Source organism: Brevibacillus sp. 7WMA2 (assembly GCF_010748895.1).
Taxonomy (GTDB): domain Bacteria; phylum Bacillota; class Bacilli; order Brevibacillales; family Brevibacillaceae; genus Brevibacillus_B; species Brevibacillus_B halotolerans.
Map to the genome: position 1 here is coordinate 2,032,380 of NZ_CP048799.1, position 25,323 is coordinate 2,057,702.

At 37.7% G+C, this 25,323-nt stretch carries 19 protein-coding genes and 4 pseudogenes; 8 read left to right on the forward strand and 15 right to left on the reverse strand.

The window, feature by feature from the left end; all coding sequences use genetic code 11:
* Positions 1-163 precede the first annotated feature (163 nt).
* On the forward strand, positions 164-841 hold the full coding sequence (locus tag GOP56_RS07755; protein WP_163245312.1) for a hypothetical protein: 678 nt from the start codon (positions 164-166) through the stop codon (positions 839-841).
* 456 nt (positions 842-1,297) lie between these two features.
* Here GOP56_RS07755 and GOP56_RS07760 read toward each other — a convergent pair whose 3' ends face one another.
* Entirely contained in the window at positions 1,298-1,636 is a 339-nt protein-coding gene (locus GOP56_RS07760; protein WP_163245313.1) for a YolD-like family protein, read from the reverse strand.
* A 314-nt stretch (positions 1,637-1,950) separates the two neighbouring features.
* Here GOP56_RS07760 and GOP56_RS07765 point away from each other — a divergent pair, with 314 nt between their 5' ends.
* Together GOP56_RS07765 and GOP56_RS07770 are read left to right on the forward strand one after the other, a co-directional pair.
* Positions 1,951-3,156, forward strand: coding sequence for a Kelch repeat-containing protein (locus tag GOP56_RS07765; RefSeq protein ID WP_163245314.1), 1,206 nt, complete (start codon positions 1,951-1,953; stop codon positions 3,154-3,156).
* Between the two features lie 744 nt (positions 3,157-3,900).
* Entirely contained in the window at positions 3,901-4,389 is a 489-nt protein-coding gene (locus GOP56_RS07770) for a hypothetical protein (RefSeq protein WP_163245315.1), read from the forward strand.
* A gap of 491 nt (positions 4,390-4,880) precedes the next feature.
* Here the strand turns inward: GOP56_RS07770 and GOP56_RS07775 are convergent, their stop codons facing one another.
* Together GOP56_RS07775 and GOP56_RS07780 are read right to left on the reverse strand one after the other, a co-directional pair.
* Positions 4,881-5,834: an ETX/MTX2 family pore-forming toxin gene (locus tag GOP56_RS07775; RefSeq protein ID WP_163245316.1), complete on the reverse strand. Its 954-nt coding sequence runs from the start codon at positions 5,832-5,834 to the stop codon at positions 4,881-4,883.
* 410 nt (positions 5,835-6,244) lie between these two features.
* Positions 6,245-6,529 (reverse strand): annotated as a pseudogene (locus tag GOP56_RS07780) (glucosaminidase domain-containing protein); the annotation flags it as partial.
* Here GOP56_RS07780 and GOP56_RS07785 point away from each other — a divergent pair.
* Positions 6,528-7,084, forward strand: a pseudogene (locus GOP56_RS07785) (site-specific integrase); the annotation flags it as partial. The pseudogenes GOP56_RS07780 and GOP56_RS07785 sit on opposite strands and share 2 nt — an antisense overlap.
* 776 nt (positions 7,085-7,860) lie before the next feature.
* On the opposite strand, the gene GOP56_RS07790 reads toward GOP56_RS07785, so the two are convergent.
* Positions 7,861-8,907 carry a hypothetical protein gene (locus tag GOP56_RS07790; protein WP_163245317.1) on the reverse strand — a complete coding sequence of 349 codons (1,047 nt, stop codon included), beginning with the start codon at positions 8,905-8,907 and terminating at the stop codon, positions 7,861-7,863.
* A 350-nt stretch (positions 8,908-9,257) separates the two neighbouring features.
* On the opposite strand from GOP56_RS07790, the gene GOP56_RS07795 reads away from it, so the two are divergent.
* Entirely contained in the window at positions 9,258-9,593 is a 336-nt protein-coding gene (locus GOP56_RS07795; RefSeq protein WP_163245318.1) for a hypothetical protein, read from the forward strand.
* Between the two features lie 91 nt (positions 9,594-9,684).
* On the opposite strand, the gene GOP56_RS07800 is transcribed toward GOP56_RS07795, so the two are convergent.
* Complete coding sequence (locus GOP56_RS07800) at positions 9,685-10,023, reverse strand: YolD-like family protein (protein ID WP_163245319.1); 339 nt, start codon at positions 10,021-10,023, stop codon at positions 9,685-9,687.
* Between the two features lie 248 nt (positions 10,024-10,271).
* Between GOP56_RS07800 and GOP56_RS07805 the strand changes: the two genes are divergently transcribed.
* Both GOP56_RS07805 and GOP56_RS07810 read left to right on the forward strand, forming a co-directional pair.
* Positions 10,272-10,931, forward strand: coding sequence for a hypothetical protein (locus GOP56_RS07805; protein ID WP_163245320.1), 660 nt, complete (start codon positions 10,272-10,274; stop codon positions 10,929-10,931).
* 12 nt (positions 10,932-10,943) lie between these two features.
* On the forward strand, positions 10,944-11,501 hold the full coding sequence (locus GOP56_RS07810) for a hypothetical protein (protein ID WP_003335733.1): 558 nt from the start codon (positions 10,944-10,946) through the stop codon (positions 11,499-11,501).
* Between the two features lie 466 nt (positions 11,502-11,967).
* On the opposite strand, the gene GOP56_RS07815 is transcribed toward GOP56_RS07810, so the two are convergent.
* Entirely contained in the window at positions 11,968-12,597 is a 630-nt protein-coding gene (locus GOP56_RS07815; protein ID WP_174250708.1) for a VanZ family protein, read from the reverse strand.
* 113 nt (positions 12,598-12,710) lie between these two features.
* Positions 12,711-13,331: pseudogene (locus GOP56_RS07820) on the reverse strand (D-alanyl-D-alanine carboxypeptidase family protein).
* Between the two features lie 171 nt (positions 13,332-13,502).
* Here GOP56_RS07820 and GOP56_RS07825 point away from each other — a divergent pair.
* Positions 13,503-14,287, forward strand: a pseudogene (locus GOP56_RS07825) (site-specific integrase); the annotation flags it as partial.
* Between the two features lie 115 nt (positions 14,288-14,402).
* Here GOP56_RS07825 and glnA read toward each other — a convergent pair.
* From glnA to GOP56_RS07865, 8 genes are all read right to left on the reverse strand, one after another.
* Complete coding sequence (gene glnA / locus GOP56_RS07830; RefSeq protein WP_003343687.1) at positions 14,403-15,734, reverse strand: type I glutamate--ammonia ligase; 1,332 nt, start codon at positions 15,732-15,734, stop codon at positions 14,403-14,405.
* 48 nt (positions 15,735-15,782) lie between these two features.
* The gene (locus GOP56_RS07835) at positions 15,783-16,190 is read right to left on the reverse strand and encodes a MerR family transcriptional regulator (RefSeq protein ID WP_003335725.1); all 408 of its coding nucleotides are present in this window, start codon (positions 16,188-16,190) and stop codon (positions 15,783-15,785) included.
* A gap of 221 nt (positions 16,191-16,411) precedes the next feature.
* Positions 16,412-18,784: a peptidoglycan D,D-transpeptidase FtsI family protein gene (locus GOP56_RS07840; protein WP_163245322.1), complete on the reverse strand. Its 2,373-nt coding sequence runs from the start codon at positions 18,782-18,784 to the stop codon at positions 16,412-16,414.
* Between the two features lie 194 nt (positions 18,785-18,978).
* Positions 18,979-20,247 carry a methionine gamma-lyase family protein gene (locus tag GOP56_RS07845; protein WP_003335722.1) on the reverse strand — a complete coding sequence of 423 codons (1,269 nt, stop codon included), beginning with the start codon at positions 20,245-20,247 and terminating at the stop codon, positions 18,979-18,981.
* Between the two features lie 21 nt (positions 20,248-20,268).
* The gene (gene hflX, locus GOP56_RS07850) at positions 20,269-21,558 is read right to left on the reverse strand and encodes a GTPase HflX (RefSeq protein ID WP_163245323.1); all 1,290 of its coding nucleotides are present in this window, start codon (positions 21,556-21,558) and stop codon (positions 20,269-20,271) included.
* A gap of 224 nt (positions 21,559-21,782) precedes the next feature.
* A complete protein-coding gene (locus tag GOP56_RS07855; protein ID WP_003335720.1) occupies positions 21,783-22,757 on the reverse strand; it encodes an AAA family ATPase in 975 nt (324 codons plus the stop codon).
* Between the two features lie 137 nt (positions 22,758-22,894).
* A complete protein-coding gene (locus tag GOP56_RS07860; RefSeq protein WP_163245324.1) occupies positions 22,895-24,550 on the reverse strand; it encodes a YcdB/YcdC domain-containing protein in 1,656 nt (551 codons plus the stop codon).
* The gene (locus GOP56_RS07865) at positions 24,541-25,095 is read right to left on the reverse strand and encodes a sigma-70 family RNA polymerase sigma factor (protein WP_096886245.1); all 555 of its coding nucleotides are present in this window, start codon (positions 25,093-25,095) and stop codon (positions 24,541-24,543) included. The genes GOP56_RS07860 and GOP56_RS07865 overlap by 10 nt, the downstream gene beginning before the upstream one ends.
* Positions 25,096-25,323: the final 228 nt, after the last annotated feature.

Here is a 25,323-nt window from a genome sequence, read left to right on the forward strand (position 1 = left end):
GAATCCTTTGACGATTAAATAGAGATTTTGATGAAAAAGATCCAATAAACGCCTGTTTTTCCCTAATTATGACATAACTAGAATTAAGAACATATAATTTGTAAATTTTTGACTTTTTGTTATAATAAGTATATTAATTTCGATAAAATTTAGGAGGTTCTCTATGAAAAAGTTACGTCGATCATTTATTGTCCTTTGTAGCTTAGCTATGTTTTCCTCAGTAACACCTGCTTTTGCATACAATTCAAGCCATTCTAGTAGTAACGTACAATCCCAAGAACTGTCTGAAAAACAAACATTAACAAAAGAATTCATTAACAAGGTATCACCATATGTTAATCTTGACGAAAAAACTAAACAATTCTCTCTGTCAGAAAAAGCAAAGAAAGATTTAGATAAAGATACCTATGACAAAGCATTAGAGATACTCAACAAAAGCAACGCTCAAATAAGCGATATTAAGGACGAACTGGTAGTTTCTTCAAAGGGGACATTAATAGATAAAGAAAATGAATCAAAGATGTCGGCTATTGATCATGATGAATACTGGGATTATGACTTCACTTGGTGGGGACTCCAAATTTATTGGTCCCATGACTTTGTGGAGGATTTAAAAGATAAAATAGGACTAAAAACTTCAGTAACTGTAGGTACCTTCATAGGAACTGTTCAATATCTCATGGAGAAACATGGAAAGAGACCACCTAGCTGGTTTTCAGCTTTTACTACCGCAGCGGCTGCTCTTACTCTATGGTCATTTTTAGAACAAGATGAGGGTTGCGGAATTTATCTAGATTGCTATCTTTATGTTCCAACACGTTGGTATTCCGCTTGCGATTAAGAATAGAAGGGTAAATAAAAAAAGTGCACTTCATTACATAATGAAATGTGCTTTTTTATCATAATTATAGTAGTATAACCGAATAACGAAAGGAGCCCATAGGAGTGAATAAATTTCAAGAATACGTAAAAAGGCGACTTATATGGACAGTTATAACGTCTGTCATTCTAGCCACTGTCCCTTATTGGATTGGTACACATAACATTTCCTTAACAACTATTTGGGAATGGCTGATTTTGTTTTCTATAGTCACTATCTTCGATATTTTATCTATTTCTTCTCGACAAAACATAAAAAAATAATAATCTTAATAAGAATCATCCCTCCGCTACTCCATTATTCCGTATAGGTTCTGTCGAATCCTTTGACGAGTAAATGAAGGTTTTGACGAAAAAAAGACCTCGCCATCAACTTACTGGCGAGGTTATCTGTATCCCTGCCTCACAGGTTCACTGCTTAGGATTCTATATTGACCACATCTTCAACAGGAATCCACCAAAAATCCTCATCGTTCTTGAACTTAATTTGTTTATATGTTAAATCAAACTTCTCTACCCATCCCCAAACTGATTCAATTACTCCTCTACCCTCTTTTGTTTCTTTCCACCAGCTAATTGTTAATGCGTAGTCATACTGACGTGAGTCAGATATCCTGTAACAAAACTCGGCTAGCTCATCCTCTTCAATAATCGGCTTCTCGATCAGTTTCTTATCCTCGTGATACTGGCGTAACATTTCTGCATGTTCTGGCAAGATGAATTTCGTTACAAGCGGATCAAGGATTTTACTAACCATCAAAACATCTCCCTAAATACGAATGTATGTTCCTATCTTATTAGATGATGAGGAGATTATGCAACGGACAATTTTTTACTATCTAAATTAAAAAAGAAAATATTTTTTAAAAAATATACAAAATACACCATAATTAATTACATATTTTTCAATTTATGTTTTGTTTTATGAAATTTAATCTCGTATAATGCAAATGTGTCGGCCGACATAGCTAATATTCTTACAACATTTTTTATTCGTTATTCTTACATACACTCATAAAGGAGGTAAGCACTTTTCTCTTTCTATACAGATAGAGTAGGAGTGTTAGACAAATGAACCTAGAGAAAATAGGACTATTCGCTATTGCGATGATCATGACCTTGTTTAGTTTTCAAACGTATTCGTTTGCAGCGGAAGTAGATGAATATATTTGGACAGAAAAAAGTCCGATGCCAACAGGAAGATTTGGAATGGGGAGTTTAGTTTATGATGATAAAATTTATGTATATGGTGGAACTGTAAGTGGTGGAAGTATAAGTGGTGGAAATACAGCAATCCTTGAGACTTATGATCCTAAAACAAATCAGTGGGAACAATTATCTAGTTCTTCAATTAGTAGGTATTTAGTACAGTTTGTAGAGCATCAGGATAAATTTTATGCGATTGGTGGAGTTGAAAGTGCCGTAACCAATGTCGTTGAAGAGTATGATCCATTCTCTAATCAGTGGACTAATAAACAACCTATGCCAACCCCACGTTATAATGTGGGTGCTATTTCTATAGGTGATTATGTTTATACCTTTGGTGGATTCGGGATTAATAATACTTTAACTGATGTTGTAGAGGTATTCAATACCAAAACAAATAGTTGGGATATCAAAAACCCAATGCCTGTTAAAACCTCCGAAACGATTCCTTTTAAGATAAACAACTCAATCTATGTACTTGTTTATACCAAACCTGGAGAAACTCCATCTATTTATAATTATGACCCTGAACAAGATACATGGACACATATTGCTGAAATGCCTTCAGAAGTTACTTTGCCTAGGAATGTAATAGTCCACAATGAAAAGGTTTTCTTTCCAAGTGATAAGAATTTATTTTATTATGATTTAAAATCAAAAAAATTAATAAAATATCCTGTTGCACCTTTAAATAAGGCTATCAATAATTTTGAAATAATTAACAATAAACTTTATGCTATGGGAGAATTTCCGAATCTTGGATCTTTCTTAGAATTAAGCCTTTCAGATTTAGTTAATCCTAATCCTAATCCTAATCCCGATCCTAACCCTAATCCAACTGGAAACGCACTCTTAGTTATTTACATGGATAGTGGTTTAATCAAAGAATTTGAAATGACAACTGAAGAAATCAGAAACTTTTCCGAATGGTATGAAGGTAGAGCAAAAGGAAACGGTAGAGAAGCATACATCGTTAATAAGAAATACAACATCGGCCCTTTCAATTCTAGAAAAGACTTCATTAGCTACAGTCATATTGAGAGTTTTGAAGTTCAAGAATACAGTAGATAATAAGATACCCCCTCTTACACTATGTGGAGGGGGTATCTTATGTTTTTTAAGGTGATCAGTAAGTTTTTTAAATAGCTAATGTTTGGTTGCAAATTTTCATGAAAATTAGAAAAATGGTTGCAGAGATGATTGTCAAGAAAAAGAATGAAAACCCTCCCGATTAAGGAGGGTTTTATAGTTATTTATTCTGCGGCTCCTGTCCCCTTGCAATCCTTAACCGATCGGCAAGCTCCCCAAGGTATTTTGGCTGTCTTACAAGCGGATCAAGGATTTTACTAGCCATCAAAACATCTCCTAAAATACGAACATGAGTTCCTGCTTTATTTGATGATGAGGAAATTATGCAATGGGTAAAATTACATGTTTATCTTCAGGCTAGGTGTGGTATTTGTTGTACCCATCCCCTAACAAACTCAAAGGTACTGTAATTTTATGTAATTTTTTGAAAAAAGTTATATGTTATTGATTTTATGGTAACATTTAACTGTTAATACAAATATTTTAAAAGTTTTGAGTTTTAACATTAAAACCAAAGGAGATATGATGTTATGAAAAAAAGTTTCTCGCAACTGCATTGTCTTTAGCTACTATTATGGGAACCGTCACTACTGGACTAGCTGCTTCCCCCGTTGAGGTATCTAGTTCATCGTCACAAGCTCAATCCTCAATTGAATCTAAATTACAGGAACAGGTTATTGGCAATATTACTGTAATGTCTGAATAGTTAAAGTAGGTCAGGATGGCTTGGTTCACGTTGATCCTGCTGCTAAAGAGATAGTGGGAAAAAAAGTTTACGAGGTATACGTGAATTGTGCCGCATCTGTTAATAGTGCAATAGAGTCTGGCGACATTAAAGTAAAAGATGGCGAGCTTTCAGTAGATAAAAAAGATTTATCTGCCCCTACTGAAAAGGATTCGAAAGTTGCGTCACTTGGATCTTTCGGAAACTACTACTGGTGGGGATATGCATTTACTATGACAGATAGGAATACTAGAGACGTAGCTAACGCTTGGGCACAAGCAGGGACAGTTACAGCAGGTGTTACTGCGATTTCTGGGTTGATTCCTTCTCCGCCAACAAAACTTGTACAAGCTATTTCATATGCTTTGTCAACTGGAATGGTAGCCATTGCAAACGAAATTAACCATAAAAATGAAGGTTATGGGGTTACAATAAACATTCATTATATCGGTTATTTCACAATATCGACAAATTCTAAAGGTACATGGTAAAATATTGATAAAATCAACATATACTACTCCATCAAGGTATTACAGAGGGGTGTTGACTTATCGTATTCGGTGTATTTAATATAATGCTGTTTATTATATTAATAGGTGCTGTTGTAACTTTATTCCTGTTAAAGTCTGTGTTTTCAAAAAACATAGCCTACATTGTTTTCTCTTTGCTTCTTATTTCGGTTTTAGTTTGGCAACAAATATCAATGGAGCATGCAAACAATTTGTTCGTTATTACTTTAAATTTTGGCTTTCACTATTAAAGTAATAGCTGACCAAAAAAAAGGATAGAACACTACTACCACAGAAATAAAAAAAGGCCTCTGACGGTTTATAACTTTCCGTCAGAGGCCTTTCCCGTTATCTTTCCATAGTTGTTAATAATAATTCAGCTCATTTTTTTCGTTTTGGGACAACAACCAATTTCTTCACTTGATTGCAATGTGGTGCTACCCCTAGTAGACGGATAATCAAAAAGTGACTTACTATATTTCAGTTCTAATTAGTGGAACTTTAATCTCTTGAACGACAGTTCCACTCCCGTTATTGTTTCGTAACTTTGAATCTGTGATGTCTTCAATTTTTAAAATGAAGTCCGTTCCATAATTAGATTTGAAAGTACCTTGGCCTTTAACGATTACATCTCTTCCACTAGGTTGAAAGTTTCTGAAATCTCCCCATCCTTTTTGTTGGCATTTGGTAAGTACAGCACCTATATTTATTCCTCCGCCATTGGGATAACCTGGTAAAACCCCCCAAGCTATACCCCCAACATTTGCGTAAAGGTTAGCTTCACCTGATATAGATCCAGTATTTAGGTATGCTAAAACTCTATAGGTTTTACCTGCTGGTACTTTAATTTTTTGTGATGGGCTTTTATATGATACTTGTTTAGTTTTAGTATCAGTGGAAGAATTTTGAAAGTTATATTCAGTAGAAGCTTCCATGCTACCCTGAGCAATCGGGAATTTCATGGTAGCAGTGGTTTTGACTCCTAATTTTAATCCATGAGTTGTTGTATTTGAAGTGCTTTCCGTATAGGTATAGTTAAACTCGGGTGTTAACAGCTCTTGATCCATTGTTCCTTTTGAGTTATCTAATACGTTTTTTCCCGCATATAAAGGTGTCCCCGATACTTCGGTTGGACTTCCTTCTAATGTAGCCCATGCATTATTTACTTTATACTGTGAAATTCTTCTTTCGCCAATAACATTTTTAGGTGGTGTTAAGAAAACAATACCTTCAGTTGGACTATAAGAGAATTGTTGTTCATCACTGGGTTTGAAGTTAGTATTCCATGCTACATTAAGGGTTCCAGCTTCATTTTCTCTTGCCAAGTCCCGTAATCTTTCTTGAACATCTGTGGATGACGCATGAACAAATTGCGTACTCGAAAAAAGGAACACACTTATAAGAATTAAACTTGCAAATTTTTTCATAAAAACCCTCCCGTTAATATTTTATTATGTGAATATATTCACATAATAAAATCATACAATTAAATTCCACTAAATTCCACTATTTTCATTATGTAATCAGATATGTTCATAAATTCTCCATTTTTATAACAATTATTTTACAATTGGATTGTTGTTTATTTCTCAATGTATAATCTCTGTAAAATTAGGTTACACCCATAATAAACACAGACCGACTCTTTATTGTAAATAGACGAAACGATGCCTAGTTGTAAGTTCAAAAGGTTTTATTTGGAAATAAAAGTAACCTATTACCTCAATGACTTATTATTAATTGGATACATTGGACCTTCTTATATCTTTTCAGGAGGGTTTTATAGTTATTTATTCTGTGGTTCCTGTCCACTCGCCACGCGTAATTCATCAGCCAATTACCCGATCCTCACAGCTTCATCCTTCATCCCCATTTGATTATAGAAAGCCCATTGCCCCTGTAAATGGCTGATAATTTCGTTCGCTACCTCTGGTTTCACTGATGTTTCCTCCTTGTCATATTTGGCTAGACCGTACTTTTCAATCAACCCAATTAGCTTACCTGGATAACCTGGATCAGTGGCGTATCCGCCCTTATGGATATCATGGCAAGCAGTCTCATAATCAGCACCTAGTACGCCATGATAGCGTCTAGGCTTGTCTCTTGTGCCGCTTAAGATTAAAGTCCTAATTGAGACAGGGATGCGTAAGGGAGAAGCTGCTGCCTTACAATGGACGGATATCGACATCAAAACAGCACGCTCAACATCAACAAGACTCTCGACTTTTCAACAAAAAATAAAACCGACCTGTTCGGAGACACAAAAACGTATAGCTCTGCCAGAATTATTCGTATAAGTCAGACTTTAACGAACGATTTAAAAAACCATGCAAAATATCAGAATCAAAATAAACTTGCTTGGAATGAAAAATATCACCACGATCTAAATTTAGTACTATGTAGAAACGATGGTAACTTCATTCCTAAATCCTCTTTGTTTAATGCTTTTTCGAGAATATTAAGTAGGGCTAATCTTCCTTCAATCCCTATTCATTCCCTACGACACACCTACGCAGTTTTACTATTAGAAACTGGAACAGATATGAAATACATCCAGGAACGCCTTGGACACGGTAGTATCCAAATCACATCAGATGTATACGCCCATATCTCTAAAAAAATTGAATCAGATAACATGAATAAGTTCGAAAACTACATGAAGAATATCTATGATTAGTCAAAAAAATGTGGGCAAATTGTGGGCAAGAATTATAAAACTTGAAACAAACGATTTCTGCCCCCAAACAAGAAAACCCCTCACGCCTACAGGCGCAAGGGCTTTGCCACTTCTTACAGTGACATGTATTGGTTACGCTCCCACTCGTGAACACGTGTACGGAACATATTTTTTGTTTTCAATCGTTGTAATTAGCTTAATAAATCCGCATTAAATCAACAAATTTACTTTTCACACCTTCAAAGACTATCGTATCTTTTCATCATTTTGTGGGTGAATTGTGGGTGGAATTGTGGGTGAGTCTATAGGAGCTTTATCAGTATTAGTTCAACGATTTTATCAATACATTCCATCAGTGTTCACAAGAAGGGAATTTAACGTCAGTACCAATTTGGCTGTCAGTTGTCGAACCCTCTCCAAGATTAACGAAGCTCTTTCCTTTTTTCAACTCCTCTATTTTTTGTATCTTTGTAACAACTGGCGTACCGTTCTGTTCTACTTATGAAACTGGTAATAGAAAACCTAAGAAAAATTCTTGATTTCTCGTGAAAATTAACGTTTATTTACTGTCGACCGGACTGGGTTCGAACCAGCGACCCCCACCCTGTCAATTTGGTCAAACGCCTTTACGCTAGTTAATTTAAGTGCATTAACCTTACTTTAGTGCGGTTTATGTGTAATTAAGATGATGTAAATTTACCTGATTTACTTAAGTGCGTTGTCAATTTGGTTGTCAATGTTGTCTGCCTTCTTCAACATGAAAAACGTCAGCAGAATTATCTGCCTGCTTTAACCTCCTTAATCCATATCAATAAGTCCTCCGTCATCCTTAGTATCCAAAGCGCATCATTCATTGTAGCCTTCTCTGGGTAATGAACACCCTCTATCATAGGACCCTCATTTATATGTGGGCCTAAGTCAGATGATAAGGAATACAACTGGTATATTGTTCGGAATCTAGAATATTTAAAATCTACGTTTACTAAACCGAGTTCTTTCTTGGCTACATTATCTATTATATGTCTTGGACTACTTACATTTTCTATATAGGTATCTGTACTTAATTTTTGAAGTCCTTTAAGCCATCTTGTTTCATCGTCTTTTGAATTATCAAAGATTCCAGTAATGATATTCCGACAATTAGCAATACATGAAACAGATAGACCTTTTACATAAGCTTCTAAAGCATCTTTGTAGGACTTTGCCACAATCGGAAACTCAGTTTCTAGCCAATCCATCAATAAAGAAGGATTTCTGTTTAATTCACTTGCTCCCTGATGTGTAAAAGGCCTTAATACTAATTGATAATTCGAATAACTGATGTCCAAGTTCAAAACATGTAGATTATGAACCAATTCGTGATAGTCTTTTTTAGCTTCTTTATTGATTTTTTCTAAACACTGATCATTAGAACACCCCTTGAAAATCTCTTCTAAAGGATTTTCATAAATCCAATCATTCCCTCTTAAATTTTCTGCAACTTCCTCATTTAATACATCCATAATATCTATTTCTTCTATGATGGTACCAATCAGTTTAGTGAAAGCTTCCGAATTCTTCCCATGATTATAAACCGTCTTAAGGATGGCTTTGATTGCCGAGTAAAACTCACTAAATCGAGGATTATCATTTTCATAATCTCTGCCATTATAATGGTTGAAAAAACTAGGGGTAAGAGCATAATTATATTTATTAAATAATTCACTTTGACCAGCATTAGAGAGAACTCGATCCCATTTAGTATTATTCACCGTTCGAATAATACTATTTTTACTTATAATGGTGGCAATCCTCGATAAGGAAATATCTTCTATAGTATCCAATAAAAACTCCCCCTTGATAAAATAATCTACCTTTATATTACAACAGAATGTTTCAATTAAATTAAATTAAATATCCCAAAAACTTTATAACATATTTAGTACAGCCCTTTTTTTAATTAACACTTTTTCAACACACTTATACTTAAACTTTCAATATTATAGTTTGACGTGATAACAAACTGAATTGTAGAAAATTTAAATCTCCTGCGATTAAGCAAGGGATTTATCTTTGTCTTAACAATCAATTTTTGAAAATACTTTATTTAAACAACGAGCCAATTCTCGATTTATAATATATCTCTAATCAAAGAATAAATGTGTTCAAACACAAAACGATATTGGGAGTTGCTATGAAGAAACCATATACAGTGTATGTAGTCTTTACGACCGAATTTGAAGTAAAACACCATAAATGTTTTGAAAAAGAATTTGATGTTGTTAAATATGCATCTGAAATCTCATCAAACAATAACTCAGATTGTAAGATTACACGGATTTTTGCCTTGACAGAAGTTGGAGAAATCGATGAGCTAGAATTGATTTTTAAAGGAAGACTCTTGTTAGTTGAACAACGGACTGAAAAAGAAACTGATGAAGAACCTTTTAATCCTTTCATGCCTAAATCGTCTAAGAAGGATACTGCCACTGAGAATCCCTTACCTTTTAATCCATTTAAGCAGAGATAAACTTACACCCCGTTGATCATTCTTGACGGGGTATTTGCTGTATCCCTGTTCCCACAAGCAATACATTCTATGCAATTGAAAGATGCACCGCTTAGGCTTCTATATTGACCACATCTTCTACAGGTATCCACCAGAAATCCTCATCATTCTTTAGCTTAATCTGTTTAAATTGGGAATCAAACTTATCTACCCATCCCCAAGCGGATTCTATCACGCCTCTACCCTCTTTCGTTTCTTTCCACCAGCTAATAGTAAGGGCATAGTTATACTGACGTGAGTCAGATATCCTGTAGCAAAACTCGGCCAGCTCATCCTCTTCAATGATCGGCTTCTCGATCAATTTCTTATCCTCGTGATACTGACGTAACATTGCTGCATGTTCTGGCAAAATAAACTTCGTTACAAGTGGATCAAGAATTTTACTAGCCATTAAAACATCTCCCTAAATACGAATGTGTGTTCTTATTTTATTAGATGATGAGGAGATTATGCAATGGTTAGAATTGGTATTTACACCGAATGTAAATGAAAGAAGTACTGGCAAGCCTCCAGATGGTCACATTCTTTACAGGTGTCCTCTATATACCTTCCATACATAGATTTAATATTAATATTTACATATTTGTATTAAATTGGTAATATAATGGAAATTAATAGAAAATAGGAGGAACAAAAAAAATGGCCTTTAAAAAGCTTTCTATTGCTGTAGGGATTTGTTTAGTAGTATCTGGAGGGAGTTCTGTATTCGCAAAATCTCAGGATATGAATGAACCTACTATTACACATGAAACAATAGGTGATTTGGAAATCGTTGAAAAAGTCTGGAATACTCCTGTGAATTATGATTATGAGGATGCTCTTGAAGAAGATAAGGAATCGAAATATACTCCCAAGGGTATTAGTCCTCAGTATGTCGATTTCAATGAAACCGTTTATGAAATTAGCAAAAAGGATTTATATAAAGCAAAAAGTTTTGAAACAGAAGTAACAAATAGGGGTTCGGCAAATGACTCTGTTACAAGATCAGTTTCAAGAAAAACATTTGTTACCGGAAAAGTAGGCACATCAGGTGAAACAGCAGTTAATTGGAAGCTAATTCAAGGGAAAGTAGGAATAAATGCAGAGGTTGCATTTGGAAAGGAAACTGTTGAGACTACAACTTACACCTGGACCATTCCTGCAAATACTGTTACAACTATTGAGTACGGATCAAAAGCAGTAAGCACAAGCGGAAGTATAGTGAAGTACTTCCACGGGGAGCCAAAGAAAACCACTTATGTATACACCGATTACTCATATTCCGAGTATGCTGATAAAAATCCAAAAAAATTGAGGTAGCAAAAAAACTACATGAAAAGAACACCAGTCATCCCAGCCGTTCTCATTGCTTCATTATTTCTGTTTAGTGGTTGTGCAGTAGATAAATCTCCGAGAAAAATAGACAAAATATCAGAGGAAACGATTCAGAAAGTATCCAGCAAGACCTATCAATCGATTAATGAGTACAGTAAGGAAATTGCTGGACAGCATCTAAAAACATCTGTACTTCAAATATCCCAAAAAGATACCTTGGCTGATCTTAAACTTGAAATTTCTATATCGGAATATTTAAGGGAAAAGATGGTGGATACTGAAAAACCTATTTATTTTACGTTTGGGGACGTATTGGGTAGCAAAAAAATAGGGCAGTTACTTGTTGAATCTCCTCCAGTTATTCAAATTGATTTGAGTAAAGGTAAAGAAAACACCTATACTCTTTCACAACAACTCAAATTAAAAGAGAAACCGTCAGAGGAAGAGAAAAAAACACTTTTAACTCCGGAGAATTATGAGCTACAAGTGCTCAATGAAGAAAAGTTAGCTGTAGCTGTTTTCATTGGATTGGAAACCCCAACTATTCAGAAATAAAGCGTGAAAACAAAAAAATAGCCCTCCGACAGAAAAATTAAACCGTCGGGGGGCTTTGACATTATCTTTCTCTCGCTAAATCAAAATAAAAGGGTAATTGCTATGAAGTTTGGAATGCGTAAGCCAAGTTTCAAAAAGCGTGTAGCAGCTAGGACAAGCCTAAAAAGACAGTTAGTACATCGAGCTGGATTGAAGATGCCAAGAGGCTAGGGATGGCTCAGAAATCCTAAGAAGTATGCTTATAATAGGGGGAGGATTTACAACGTTAAGGAAATTACAATCGAAGTATGTTTAGTTCTGATTCGTAGGTTTTCGAAAGTATTTCAACAACCATCTACAGAGCATCTTAAGTAGATCTTTTGCCATACTGTTACACTCCTTATCCTTGTGCAAGAGTGCTAAGCAGACGTTTTTTCATCATCTTTAAATTTTATTTTTTGTCAAGCATTATTGATGGCGAAAAGCCCTAAATAGCAAATAAAAACATCCCCAAAAATGATAAACCTAAATAAAAGATTGCTTCGTGTTTGATGACAACTGAAGATGATGTTATTTCATCTTTTTCGTTGCTATTTTTTTTCAAGAAGACGTGAAAGAATGCTTTAAAGATGAAATATCCAATAATAGCGCCTAGTGTGTTCATAATTAAATCATCTGTCGTTGTGTTTCGACTTTGAGTAAACAACTGACTTAATTCAATACATAAAGATAACAAAAATCCCGACAAGGCAACCTTTTTTATTGTTCGAAATTGTTTCCAAATCAATGGTAACAAGAATCCTAATGGTATCGTCATTATAATATTTAAAACATACGGCATAGTTACCTCAGAACTAGAGAATGGAATTAAATAAATTCGATTAAATTCAGATGTAGATGCGGTAACAAACCTTTGCACATCCCAAATTGTTCCTATACCTGTTACACCATAAACAACTGCCAGATACACTAAAAAAATAAATACCCCTAAAAAATGCTTGCGGGAAACTCTTCCTTCCTTCTTCTTATCCCTTAGAAAAAATATTTTTTGAAATATAATACATAAAATACATGTGCAAATAATGTTAATTAATAAATCCGTATGAACAACATACATAATACATATACGAGTATAAACATATAAATACTGAAATAGTGACATAATAATCCCCCTTTCTGAATCTCCTAACTTTACATTAAACCTATGACTTTATCATTTTAGAACCTAATTCAAGAAAATGTGGTCACAATCACTCCATCTATATTATCACCAGATATTTCATATTGTTCATTCGCTGGTACTTCAACTTCAATTGTCTCATTTTGAGAAATGGGATAAGGTGCTTTATCCATCTTCATTTGAGTAGATCCTACATCAAGTGCTAATCCTAAATTATGTTCGCTATGACCAGCTGACAAAGCATAGTCAGCTCCCATCTCTTCGTATAATCTGCTTTACTCATCCAAGTCTCGATAACCACTGCTAATTAAAAAATTACTAACTCCATCCTCTTCGGCAGCAGCTATCATCTCCGAAAATTCTTCAGCTATTTCTTCTGACAATTCGTTATCAAGTAACCCATACCCCTTCGTCAATTCTTTGTGCGTAAATAAATTTACAATATCCGATTTTATACCTGCTTGTTGAACAGCAGATTCACTGTTAACCAAAAGCAGATTCCCTTGATAGATCTGCTCTTCTGTAATCTCAATCTTTTGGGTATTTTCAGTAGCTGTATTATCATTTTGTTCATATATTTGATCCTCTACTTTATCTTGGGATATCGGTAATATATTAAAAATAAATACTAGAAATAATGCAAAAACCAATAAAAATCCCCACTTTTTCATTTTTAGTCTCCTCCTTGATGTAACTTGTTTATAGGATAGGAAAACCTTTTAAAATAAAAAGTGGGGTAAATATAAAATTTTTCTTAAATTTTTTACTTCGATTTTACACTTAATCTCTTTGGGAATCCTCCATTGGTAAACGGACTTCAAATATAGTACGTATTAAATTAACCTATTATGTATCAGAAATTTTTGAATCAACTATTTGATAAAGGCTACAGCAAGCGTTCAGTTGAGTTTATACACTCTACCATGCATAATGCAATGAGCAGAGCTGTTACATTAGGGAAGATTGAGAAAAATCCATGTATCGGTGCAACTATTAAAGGTCAACAAAAAGTACAGACTTTAAAATTTATGAAAGCTTATCAATATAATTACATCTATTGGATTTACTTCAAGCTTTTAATTGAGACAGGATGCGAAAAGGTGAAGCTGCTGCACTTCAATGGTCTGATATTGATTTAAAACAAATGACCATCAGCATCAACAAAACACTCGATTTTTCTGCCAAGGATAGAAGTGAGTTATTTGGTGATACAAAGACCTATCACTCTGTTAGAACGATTCATATTAGTAAAAACTTAGTTAATGATTTGATCAATCATGCAAAATATCAAAATCAAAACAAGTTAGCGCTAAACGATCTCTACCATCACGATCTTAACCTGGTTCTATGTAGAAATGATGGGAGCTTTATTCCTAAATCTTCTCTATTCAACGCTTTCTCAAGGATTTTAACTAGAGCAGGCATCCTCTCAATGCCCATACATTCTTTACGACACACTCACGCAGTTTTGCTTTTAGAAACAGGAGTAGATATGAAATACATTCAAGAGCGTCTCGGACACGGCAGCCTTCGAATCACATCAGACGTATACGCCCACATATCTAAAAAAATCGAAACTGATTCGATAAGCAAATTCGAAGAGTATATGCAAAATATTTACGACTAATTGAAAAAAATGTGGGTGTTTTGTGGGTGCGTATGTGGGTGGAGACTTTTTCAACCGTATAACCCACAAACAAGAAAAACCCTCACGCCTACAGGCGCAAGGGCTTTGCCACTTCTTACAGTGACATGTATTGGTTACGCTCCCACTCGTGAACACGTGTGCGGAACATATCCCATTCAATTTCCTTCGCTTCGATGAAGTGTAACGCGGCATGCTCACCTAGCGCTTCACAGATAACACGATCTGCTTTCAGACATTCGATCGCCTCTTTTAGCGTAGATGGCAAGCTATCAATTCCGTTTGCTTCGCGTTCAGCTTCGTTCATCACATAGATGTTGCGATCAACAGCAGGCTGCAATTCTAATTTGTTCTTGATTCCATCCAAACCAGCTTTCAACATAACAGCTAGTGCCAAGTACGGATTCGCTGCCGGGTCGGGATTACGCACTTCCAAACGAGTCCCCAATCCGCGTGATGCAGGGATACGTACTAATGGAGAACGATTTTTTGCAGACCATGCCACGTAGCAAGGTGCTTCATAGCCTGGTACAAGGCGTTTGTAAGAGTTCACTAGTGGATTTGTAATTGCCGCAAATCCTCTTGCATGCTTTAAAAGACCAGCTAGATAGTATTTTGCTGTTTGACTTAGACCTAGCTCATCAGATTCATCATAGAATGCATTTTCGTTGCCAATAAATAAGGATTGGTGCGCATGCATACCAGATCCACTTACACCAAACAATGGCTTTGGCATAAAGGTTGCGTGCAAACCATGTTGACGCGCAATTGTTTTAACCACCAGTTTAAACGTCAGAATTTGATCAGCTGCATGTATCGCATTTGCATATTTAAAATCAATTTCATGTTGTCCTGGTGCTACTTCATGATGAGAAGCTTCGATTTCAAAGCCCATTTTCTCTAAAGTTAGAACGATATCACGGCGACAGTTTTCACCCAAGTCTAATGGTGCAAAGTCAAAATATCCGCCTTGATCATTCAGATCGAGAGTAGGCTCGCCTTTTTCATCAATTTTAAACAAGAAGAATTCAGGCTCTGGACCAACGTTAAAATCCGTATAGCCAAGCTCTTCTGCTTCTTTCATTACCTTTTTCAAAATATAACGGGGATCACCTTCAAACGGTTTACCATCCGGCATATACACATCACAGATCAAACGAGCCACTTTTCCGAATTCAGTTCCCCACGGGAATACCACCCATGTATCTAAATCTGGGAAAAGATACATATCAGACTCTTCAATGCGCACGAAACCCTCAATGGAAGATCCGTCAAACATCATCTTGTTATCCAACGCTTTTGGCAATTGAGAAACCGGAATCTCAACATTCTTACTGATACCCATTAGATCAGTAAATTGCAAACGGATATACTTCACATTCTCTTCATCAGCAAAACGCATAATGTCTTCTTTCGTATAACGGCTCATTCTCTCTTCCTCCTTGACCAAATCCATCAATTTTTTGTACCCATCTATCTAGTGGAAGAACCTAGAAAGCTCTCCACGAATCAATGCCGATTCACCTAAGCGATTGGCACTGGGGTTGATCACTTGTTGTTTCAATAATTGCAGTAATTCCTTCTTCTCCATTTGTGGACGAGCTGCCGTTTTCCCTGGTAAGATCGGCGCCTCCACAACAGGCTCCTTCAATTGGATCACCTGTTTAATGCCAGCAATATTTAGCCCCTTATCAATCAGTTGTTTAATTTCTAACAGACGATCTACGTCATTAAACGAAAATAACCGCTGCTTCCCGTCTGTACGAGCTGGTGTGACTAACCCGTGTTGTTCATAATATCGGATCTGTCGTGCAGTCAGATCGGTTAATTTCATAACGATGCCTATGGGAAAAAGGGCCATGTTGCGACGAATTTCATCACTCATTTTGCTTCCCCTTCCTCGCAAATCAAATCATTTCAATTTGTTATGTTCAAATTCTAACGGATAGTAGATTATCTGTCAACACATGTAAGGAAATCTGACATGACTTTTTTACAACAAGAAAAAAGCATGCTCTCTACGATCTCTTGACTACCTTATTTGCGGTAGAACAGCGAGACGATCTGAGAACATGCTCCCTTGTGATTATTTCTTATCCATTTTAATTACTGCTCGATCCCATACATTTTCACATATTCCTCCAAAATTTGCTTTGCAATCACTCCAGACATATCAGCACCATGCCCACCACCTGGCACAACGACAGCAAATGCAATCTGTGGATTTTTAACGGGTGCATATCCGACAATTAGCGCATTGTCTGCGTTCCCTCCCGTTTGTGCTGTACCCGTTTTAGCTGCCACAGGAAACGGAAAACCCTTGAAGTTACGATACGCTGTCCCATTCGGTTGGGTTACCTTTGCCATACCTTCCTGCACTACCTTTATCCACTTGGGATCAATATCGACCTTATTTAGAACATATGGCTCCACTTTGGTCAATGTTATTCGTTCTGTTGGATTACTTGCTCCCTTGCGAATCTCTTTGACTAAATGAGGTTTGATTCGATAACCCCCATTTGCGATTGTACTGACATACTGACAAAGCTGCATAGGTGTAAAGCTATTGTATTGACCGATAAATGCATCTACTAAATTCCCTAAATATTTGTCGTTTGCCAGGTACCCTGCCTTCTCACCCGGAAGATCAATTCCCGTTTTTACACCCAGCCCGAACTGGCTGTTATAGTAATCTAACACATTAAATTGTTCGCTATAATGCTTGCCTTCACGATTCCCCTTTCTTGCTAAACGAAGCCCCATTTCATACATATAAGTATTATTAGATACCTGTAAGGCCCTTCTTGCATCTACTGCACCATGTCCAGAGCGTAACCAGTTATTTTTAAAGCGATTTCCAACTAAGAGACCACCTCTGTCTATGATCGTCTCAGAAGGAGTAACCAGCCCCTCCTGCAAGGCAAGCATCACGGATATAGGTTTTACGGTCGAGCCTGGCGCATAGGCTCCCCGAGTAATTTTATTATCTTCATAAGGCCAGATATCCGTTTTATACACTTTACTAAATGTTTCTCGATCATAATACAAATTCAAATCATAATCAGGATAATTAGCCAAAGCTAATATTTCCCCCGTATCAGGAGACATTACCACCGCATGCCCAACTTTCAGATTTTTCTGCGAAAGGTTTTTATGCAGAATTTCCTCTACTTTATCTTGAAATCTCCAGTCCAAAGTAAGAATAAGATCATTTCCAGGCTCTGCAACACGCTTTATGGTTTCGTTGACAAATTCCGAATTCCGATTTACCTGTACAGTCATGGCACCAGTTTTTCCCCGTAGCTGCGACTCGTAATAATTTTCTAAGCCAGCTACACCAACCAATTCATTCCCTGAATATTGTTTGGACTTATACTCCTTCACAAAGCGAGGATCAATGGAGTTGATATACCCCAAAATATGTGTCGCAAGTGGCCCTCCGTTTGCATCAGTCTTTACTTTTCTAAGCGGCTCCACCTCTACATAAACACCAGGGAATCGGGCTAATCGCTCCTCAATCCGAGCATCCTCAGCCGCTGTAATATTTCGCTTTATCTGTCTTGGCATGAAGGCTGGGACACCCATGCCTACCATCCGCTCTAAAACAAGTAATTTTCGCCAAGTCTGCTCACGCTGTATCCCAGACAGACCTAGGTTTACATCTAAGAAAAAGAAGCGTGCATTTTCAATTAGCTTTCGATCGCTTTGCTTCGTAACAGGTGTTGCACGCAAAATCTCAATGGAGCTTTTTATTTTGCGAACAAGATCATCTGATTGTTTTTTCTCCAAATGATAAGGAAACGGAATCTGCTGTTGCAGAAGTTCGCCAAGCAGTACCCGATCATTTGCCCCTTGCTCATATGATAAGGTCTTTCCTGTTTTTTTTCGCAACAGCTCAAGAGCCTTAGTGCGTTCTACATCGGTAAAGGCATATTTGATTGGGATATGCACTTCTTTTGCCAGACGGAGTAACCCTACGGATTGTAATAGTTCCATTTTTTCTGGTAAAGGTAATGCATCTAATTTTGTCTGTATTTGCGTTCGCAGTCTCTGACGTTGCTCAAAAGACAACATGATGGGAAAGCTAGCTTGTAGCTGAATCCCTAAGTCAGCCAGCTTCTTATCATCACCTCGCTCCTCTTGCTTCCAATCAAGCAAGGTAGCCAATTCCTCCGCTACTCTCTCCTTATTTATTTTTTCTTCTGGTCTATCCATAAATTTAACAGTGAAAACAGGCTTATTATCCACTAGGACCACCCCATTGCGATCTAAAATATGACCTCTTGGAGCAGGAATTGGAAGTTCTTTGAGGCTGTATTTCTCTAATTCTTGCGCAAATAACTCCCCTTGAACAACTTGAACATATGCTAGCCGTAAAATGACAACTACAAAACAGATAAAAACAGCTAAAAACATAATATTTACACGGAATACTATTTCCGGGTCTTTTTTTCGCTGCTGCTCTGGTTCAATTTGCATGATTTCACCGCATCCCTTGTCATATATCCCTTTCTTATAAATATACCAGAACATTCCATATATTCCATTAGATAATATAGCCGAAAAATTAGTACGTCCCGCTAGGTTTCACTTTTACTCCATATAAAAAGACAGCTATAAATGTTGGACATTCATAGCTGTCTGCATAATTTCATCATATCTATCGTTATATGTTATAAATCAAGTAACCCTTTTGCAATCATGCCATCTAAAGCTGTTAAAATACCCACTTTTACATGCGAGTACGTAAGCCCTCCCTGCACAAAGCCCAAATAAGGTTCACGTAGAGGACCATCAGCAGAAAACTCAATGCTAGCCCCTTGAATAAAGGTACCCGCTGCCATGATAACCTCATCCGCATAGCCTGGCATTGGACTAGGATAAGGTGTTACATGCGAATCGACAGGAGCCGCCTTCTGTATACCTTGGCAGAAGGTAATTAATCGTTGGGCACTTCCAAATTCTACAGACTGAATTAAATCAGTTCGTGGTTCATGCCACAACGGATCAGTACGGAATCCAAGTTTTTCCAGCATAGCAGACGAGAAAATCGCCCCTTTCAACGCTTCACCTACCACGTGCGGAGCTAAGAAGAAGCCTTGGAACATCTCCAATAAAGAGTATAATGACGCTCCGCCTTCCGCTCCGATTCCTGGAGCTGCCATACGATAAGACGCCATTGTAACCAAATCCTCGCGTCCTACAATATAACCACCTGTTTTAACCAAGCCGCCCCCTGGGTTTTTAATCAGTGAACCAGCCATAATATCAGCGCCGACCTGTAGCGGTTCTTTTTCCTCTGTAAATTCCCCATAGCAATTATCCACGAACACGTATAATTCAGGGCGTATTTCCTTCACAAAAGAAATCATTTCCTCTAGCTTAGCAATCGTAAACGACGGGCGATCCGCATAGCCACGCGAACGCTGAATCCCAATCACTTTCGTTTCGGGACGAATCGCTGTTCTTACAGCATGAAAGTCAATGCTTCCATCCTCTAATAAGGGTACATAGTCGTAACTAATCCCATAATCCTTCAATGAGCCTTGACCTTCTCCACGCACTCCTACCACTTCTTCTAGCGTATCGTATGGTTTGCCCGTTATATATAATAAGTGATCTCCTGGGCGCAGCATTCCAAATAAACTAATTGCAATCGCATGCGTTCCCGATATAATATGCGGCCGTACGAGAGCCGCTTCTCCACCAAACACTTCTGCATAAATAGATTCTAGTGTTGCTCGACCACTATCATCATAACCGTAGCCAGTAGATGGTGAAAAATGAAATTCATTTACTTCATGCTTTTGAAATGAGCGCAATACTTTTAATTGATTATAGTCAACCAAGCGGGATACTTCCTGATGTCGCTTGGCAATCATCTCTTCTACTTCTTCCACAAGCGGACGTAATTGCGCCCCGTGCGTAAACAGTTGAAACATGTTCTTTCTCTCACCTTTCTCTTACCATTCCTCTTCGTTGATTGCTGGTGGGTTTACCATATATGGAATCAAACGCCCATACATGGGTTCATCTGGCTTAATACGTATCGTAATATGATAAGCGGTGCCATCCTCGGAGAATTCCTGCTCCATTTCTAGTCCAGCTCGATGCATCATGGAGATCACGTCCCCACGCTCCATCGGAATAATCAGTTCGACACTTTCATACCCCGTCAATACTATTCCTTCGACTCTATTTAATAAACGCTGCAAATCCTGCTCAGACAATGCTGATATCTGAATCGAATCTTCAGGGTGCGGCAAATACTTGTCAGTATCAAGCAGATCAGCCTTATTATATACCACTAATCGAGGGATGCCTTCAGCTTCTAAATCCTTTAAGACCTGATCTACAACCTCCATATGAACTTCAAAATCAGGATGGGAGCAGTCGACTACATGTAAGATTAAATCTGCCTCTTGAACCCCTTCTAATGTGGATCGAAAAGCTGCAATCAAAGCAGTGGGCAGGTCTTGAATAAAACCAACTGTATCCGTCAACAGTACTTCTTTTCCACTAGGAAGAGCCAGCTGACGTGTGGTTGGATCAAGCGTAGCAAATAATTTATCCTCTTGCAATGTATCTGCTTTTGTTAAATTATTTAATAAGGTAGATTTGCCTGCATTCGTATAACCAACCAGTGCGATTTGGTAAACATGGTTTTTCTTCCTGCGCTCACGATGAAGCTGTCTAGTCCGCACAATATCATCTAGCTGTTGCTTTAATTCACTAATTCGACGACGAATGTGACGGCGGTCTGTTTCCAATTTCGTCTCACCAGGTCCACGTGTTCCAATACCGCCACCCAATCGGGACATCTGATTTCCTTGCCCGGCAAGTCGGGGCAGTAAATAGCTATATTGTGCTAGCTCTACTTGAATCTTACCTTCACGCGAATTAGCTCTACTCGCGAAAATATCCAATATCAATTGTGTACGGTCAATTACTCGACACTCAAATAACGCTTCCAAATTACGGTTTTGGCTAGCAGATAATTCATCATTAAAGATGACAACATCTACATCCAGACTAACTGCTAATTCCGCAATCTCTTGGATTTTACCCGTTCCTAGATACCAAGCTGAATCGACCCGCTCGCGATTTTGAGTAATAACTTCTAGCACTTCAACACCGGCCGTCCGCGCTAGCTCTCCCAGCTCTTCTAGGGATAACCGCATCCGTTCTTCATCTCGCTGATCTATTAGACAACCAACTACTATAGCTGTTTGCTGTTTATTCCATTCACTCATATATGTAACCTTCCTTCCCACGTCCCCAGACGAAAAGAACGGCATCCGTTCGCATGTCTAGCAAACGTATGCCCTAATTCATTCTTTTACTAGCTAGTAATCAATATACCTTCTTTTTTACCCATTTGCCATCCTTTTCATCCTTCACCCGTTAAATCTAGGGAGATGTCAACTTTGTTCTCCAGATTTAAAAACACACGTTACATCCATTAAACGTCAGGCTTTCAGTTCAAAAAAGGATTGCTAACCTGCAAGTCCTCTGCTCGTATGCTCATTAATTCTTCCTTGCTTGGGTTAGAACTCTTTAACAACCGCATAGCTTGTGCTCGAATAGCCTTCTCCAGCATATTCCGTATGTAACGCGCATTGCTAAATGACTCCAAAAAAGGGTCGGATAGCAGGTGGATCAGATGCTGCTTCATTTTTTCTTTTGCCGTAGAGGTAAGCACATATTGCTTTTCCTCGACCATGATCGCTGCAATTTCCATCAGCTCATCTACCTCATAATCCGTAAAGTGAATCTGAATGGGAAAACGCGAGGGCAGGCCTGGATTGATCTGCAAAAACTCATCCATCTCCTCTGTGTACCCGGCCAAAATGCAAATAAATTCGTTTTTGTGATCTTCCATTGCCTTCGTGAGACAATCCACTGCTTCCTTGCCAAAATCCTTCTCTCCTCCGCGTGCTAACGAATAAGCCTCATCCACAAACAAGATTCCGCCCAAAGCCTTTTTAATTAAATCGCGTGTTTTCTGCGCTGTATGTCCAATGAACTCTCCCACTAGATCGGCTCGTTCCACCTCAATTAAATGGCCCTTGCTTAAAATCCCCATCTCTTTAAGCACCTTCCCAAAAATTCGGGCCACCGTAGTCTTTCCCGTTCCTGGACTACCTTTAAATACCATATGATATACCTGTTGTTCTGTCTTTAACTGATGCTTTGCGCGTTCACGGTTCGTTCTAAGGAGGGCATAAATCTCGTACATGACAAGCTTTGCCTCATCTAGTCCAATCATTTTTTCCAGATCATTAATAACGGATTTGATTTGATCATTCGCAGTAGATCGTACCGTGTCTACCAACGGCTCTGGCTCCTTTAGCGGCTGTACAACCGGATGATGAAACACAAATTGAATTCGATGTGGTGACTCCGGTGATTCTGTAACGACCGTTTTGGTCATAGTCGCAGCCTGTTTCATGTCCCATCACCTGCCTTCCATAATCGTCTCTACAGTATACGCAGCACACTTTGAAATCCTGTACAGAAAATCCAAAATAAATAGCTTGATTTATAAAAAAATCCCGTCTCACCTGTTGCAGTGATCCGGGATGCTTCTTATCTGTCAACAAATACAGCTTTACCTGTAGTCGCATCAATAAATACGTTTTTGTCTACCGTCTTCTCCTTAACTTGATACACTAACCTAGTCTTTTTACCCCCATCCACATATTCATACACCAGCTCTACCGGATTATAGCGCAGCCACTCACTAGCTCCCACTTTTGGTGACACTATGGCATTTCGATCCGGGAGCTTGACTTGCTTAATAGAAGAAGATACAAAAGGCTTTTCAACTGAATCTTTGATAAATAAGATGACTTCTCCTGTAGCTGAATCTACATGAACCGAATAACTGAGATAGGAACTATCCGTCTGTAAAACCGGAATGCCTTGATGGCTTTTAAAGAAACGGAATATATGCGTGTATTCATTCTCGTTACTGTATGTGAGCTGTACTTCTTTGTCCCAAGGATCAAGGTATTTCTCCAGAAATCGAATGGCCTTCTCTCTAGCTTTCTCTTTGGAGACTCTCCATTTTTCTTTAAGAGTAACCTTGGAAATTTGCAGGACACGCCCGGAGCTTAATTCCGTAATAACCGTATATTCACCCTTTTCTCCAAATTGGTAAACAGCCTCATTTTCTTCTTTCCGTTGTTTATGATCGTCCCAATTATTGGAGTAAACTTTTAATGGCCCCTTAATTCCATACTCCTGTTTAATGAGCAGCTCTGCTTCTTGTTGGTTGCGTGCGAGGGCAGGTTTATTTGGTGGATTCATTTTAATTAAGGTCGGTTGATCATAATCGTAGTAAGTATGATAGATCGTTTTGCCCGTAATCGCATCAAAGCTGTACGCGTTCAGGATACCTGGTGTATATTCTAGTATTGGGCGGTCATTTTTTGGATCAAAATGTTCGATATACCTTAATTTTATATACTTCTGTAACTGATTTTCCAATTCATGTTCGGGTATTACCTGTGACGGATGTGGAAAGGCTGATTGATCTATCCATTCGTCACTCCGTACACCGAACCCTTTTAACTCCCCTTTTCCATTCACACTTATGTAAACATTATCCCCGCTTACTGGAATCCCATTAACATATCGCATAAAGTTAGCTGAGCTTTTTGAAAGATTGGTTTGTTTATACTCTTTCCTTTTTTCACCTAAAAATTCCTGTAAAATAGCCGTGGCACTTTGTGAATCAATCGCTTTATTCCCCTTATCCCTTCCTGCATTCAATACGTCGAGTTCTTCTAACTTACCGTTAGTCCGATCGAGTCGAATTCTTGCTGACCATCCTTCTTCTTCTTTTTCTGTTTTCTTTTCTTCAATAGTAACAATATAATTATCACGAGCGTCTTTGAACTCCATTACTTTACCATTTTTTAGATATGGGGCAAATTTATAAAGGGACTGCATCGTTTTTTGAGCTTCTAGAGACAATCTTTTTAATTCTGTTTCCAGCTTAATAATCGGTTGTTTTGAGCTAAGCTGTATATCCTCGAGCCACACTGAGCGTGAACCAAGCACAATCAAAGTAAAGCCACACGCTAATGATAGGGAAGCGAATAATCGACGGTTTTTCTGCTTTTTCTTACGAATACCTTCCCAAATTTTTGCTTCCAACTGAGGAGTGAAGGGAAGGACATCTAAGTTAGTTGCCCTAAACTCTTGTGCTAATTTTTTATCAAATGAATCTACACCCATGTCTCTCCCCTGCTTTCTAGCATTTGCTTGATTTGTTGGCGGGCTCGCGAAAGCCTTTTCCGTACTGCCTCTTCTTTTATCTGTAGAATAAATGCTATTTCTTTCATTTCTAGCTCTTGGTAATAACGCAAAATAATGACTTGCTGATAATCTGGAGACAGAGACATCACTAGCTTTCTTAATTCAACGGCTCCGTTTTGCTTAAAAAATATACTTTCGGTATCATCCGTTACCTTATTTTGGGCCTGCTGTTGACTTTGCAGGGTAAGCTTTGAGAAAATCGTCCGAAATGACCAGGAACGGACATACTTTTTCGTTTCATTGATAGCAATCCGATACAACCATGTTTTAGGCTCTGACTCCCCTCTAAAATAATCCCAATTCATATACGCCTTCATAAAGGTTTCTTGTGTAATGTCTTCCGCAATCTTTTGGTCTTTTATCATGAGATACACCATATTTAAAATCTTTGGACCATATTCATGCATAAGAGACTCAAAGATAGTCTCTTTAGACATTGTTAAAGCGATTTCCGCTTTTTCCAATGAATTCACCTGCTTTATGTATTCTTTTTTCTTCTATTAAATTAGATTCTGCTAAACGATTTTTGTGACAATGATTTTTATCGGAATTCCCCTAAGGTAAAACATGAAAAACCGCCCTCATAGGAGAGCGGTTCACATCGAGCTCAGTCATTTTGGGGTACTAGCGGTACTGTTCTTTAACTCATCTACCTCCAATATAGAGTTAGATCATCAAAGCGAACCGGATAC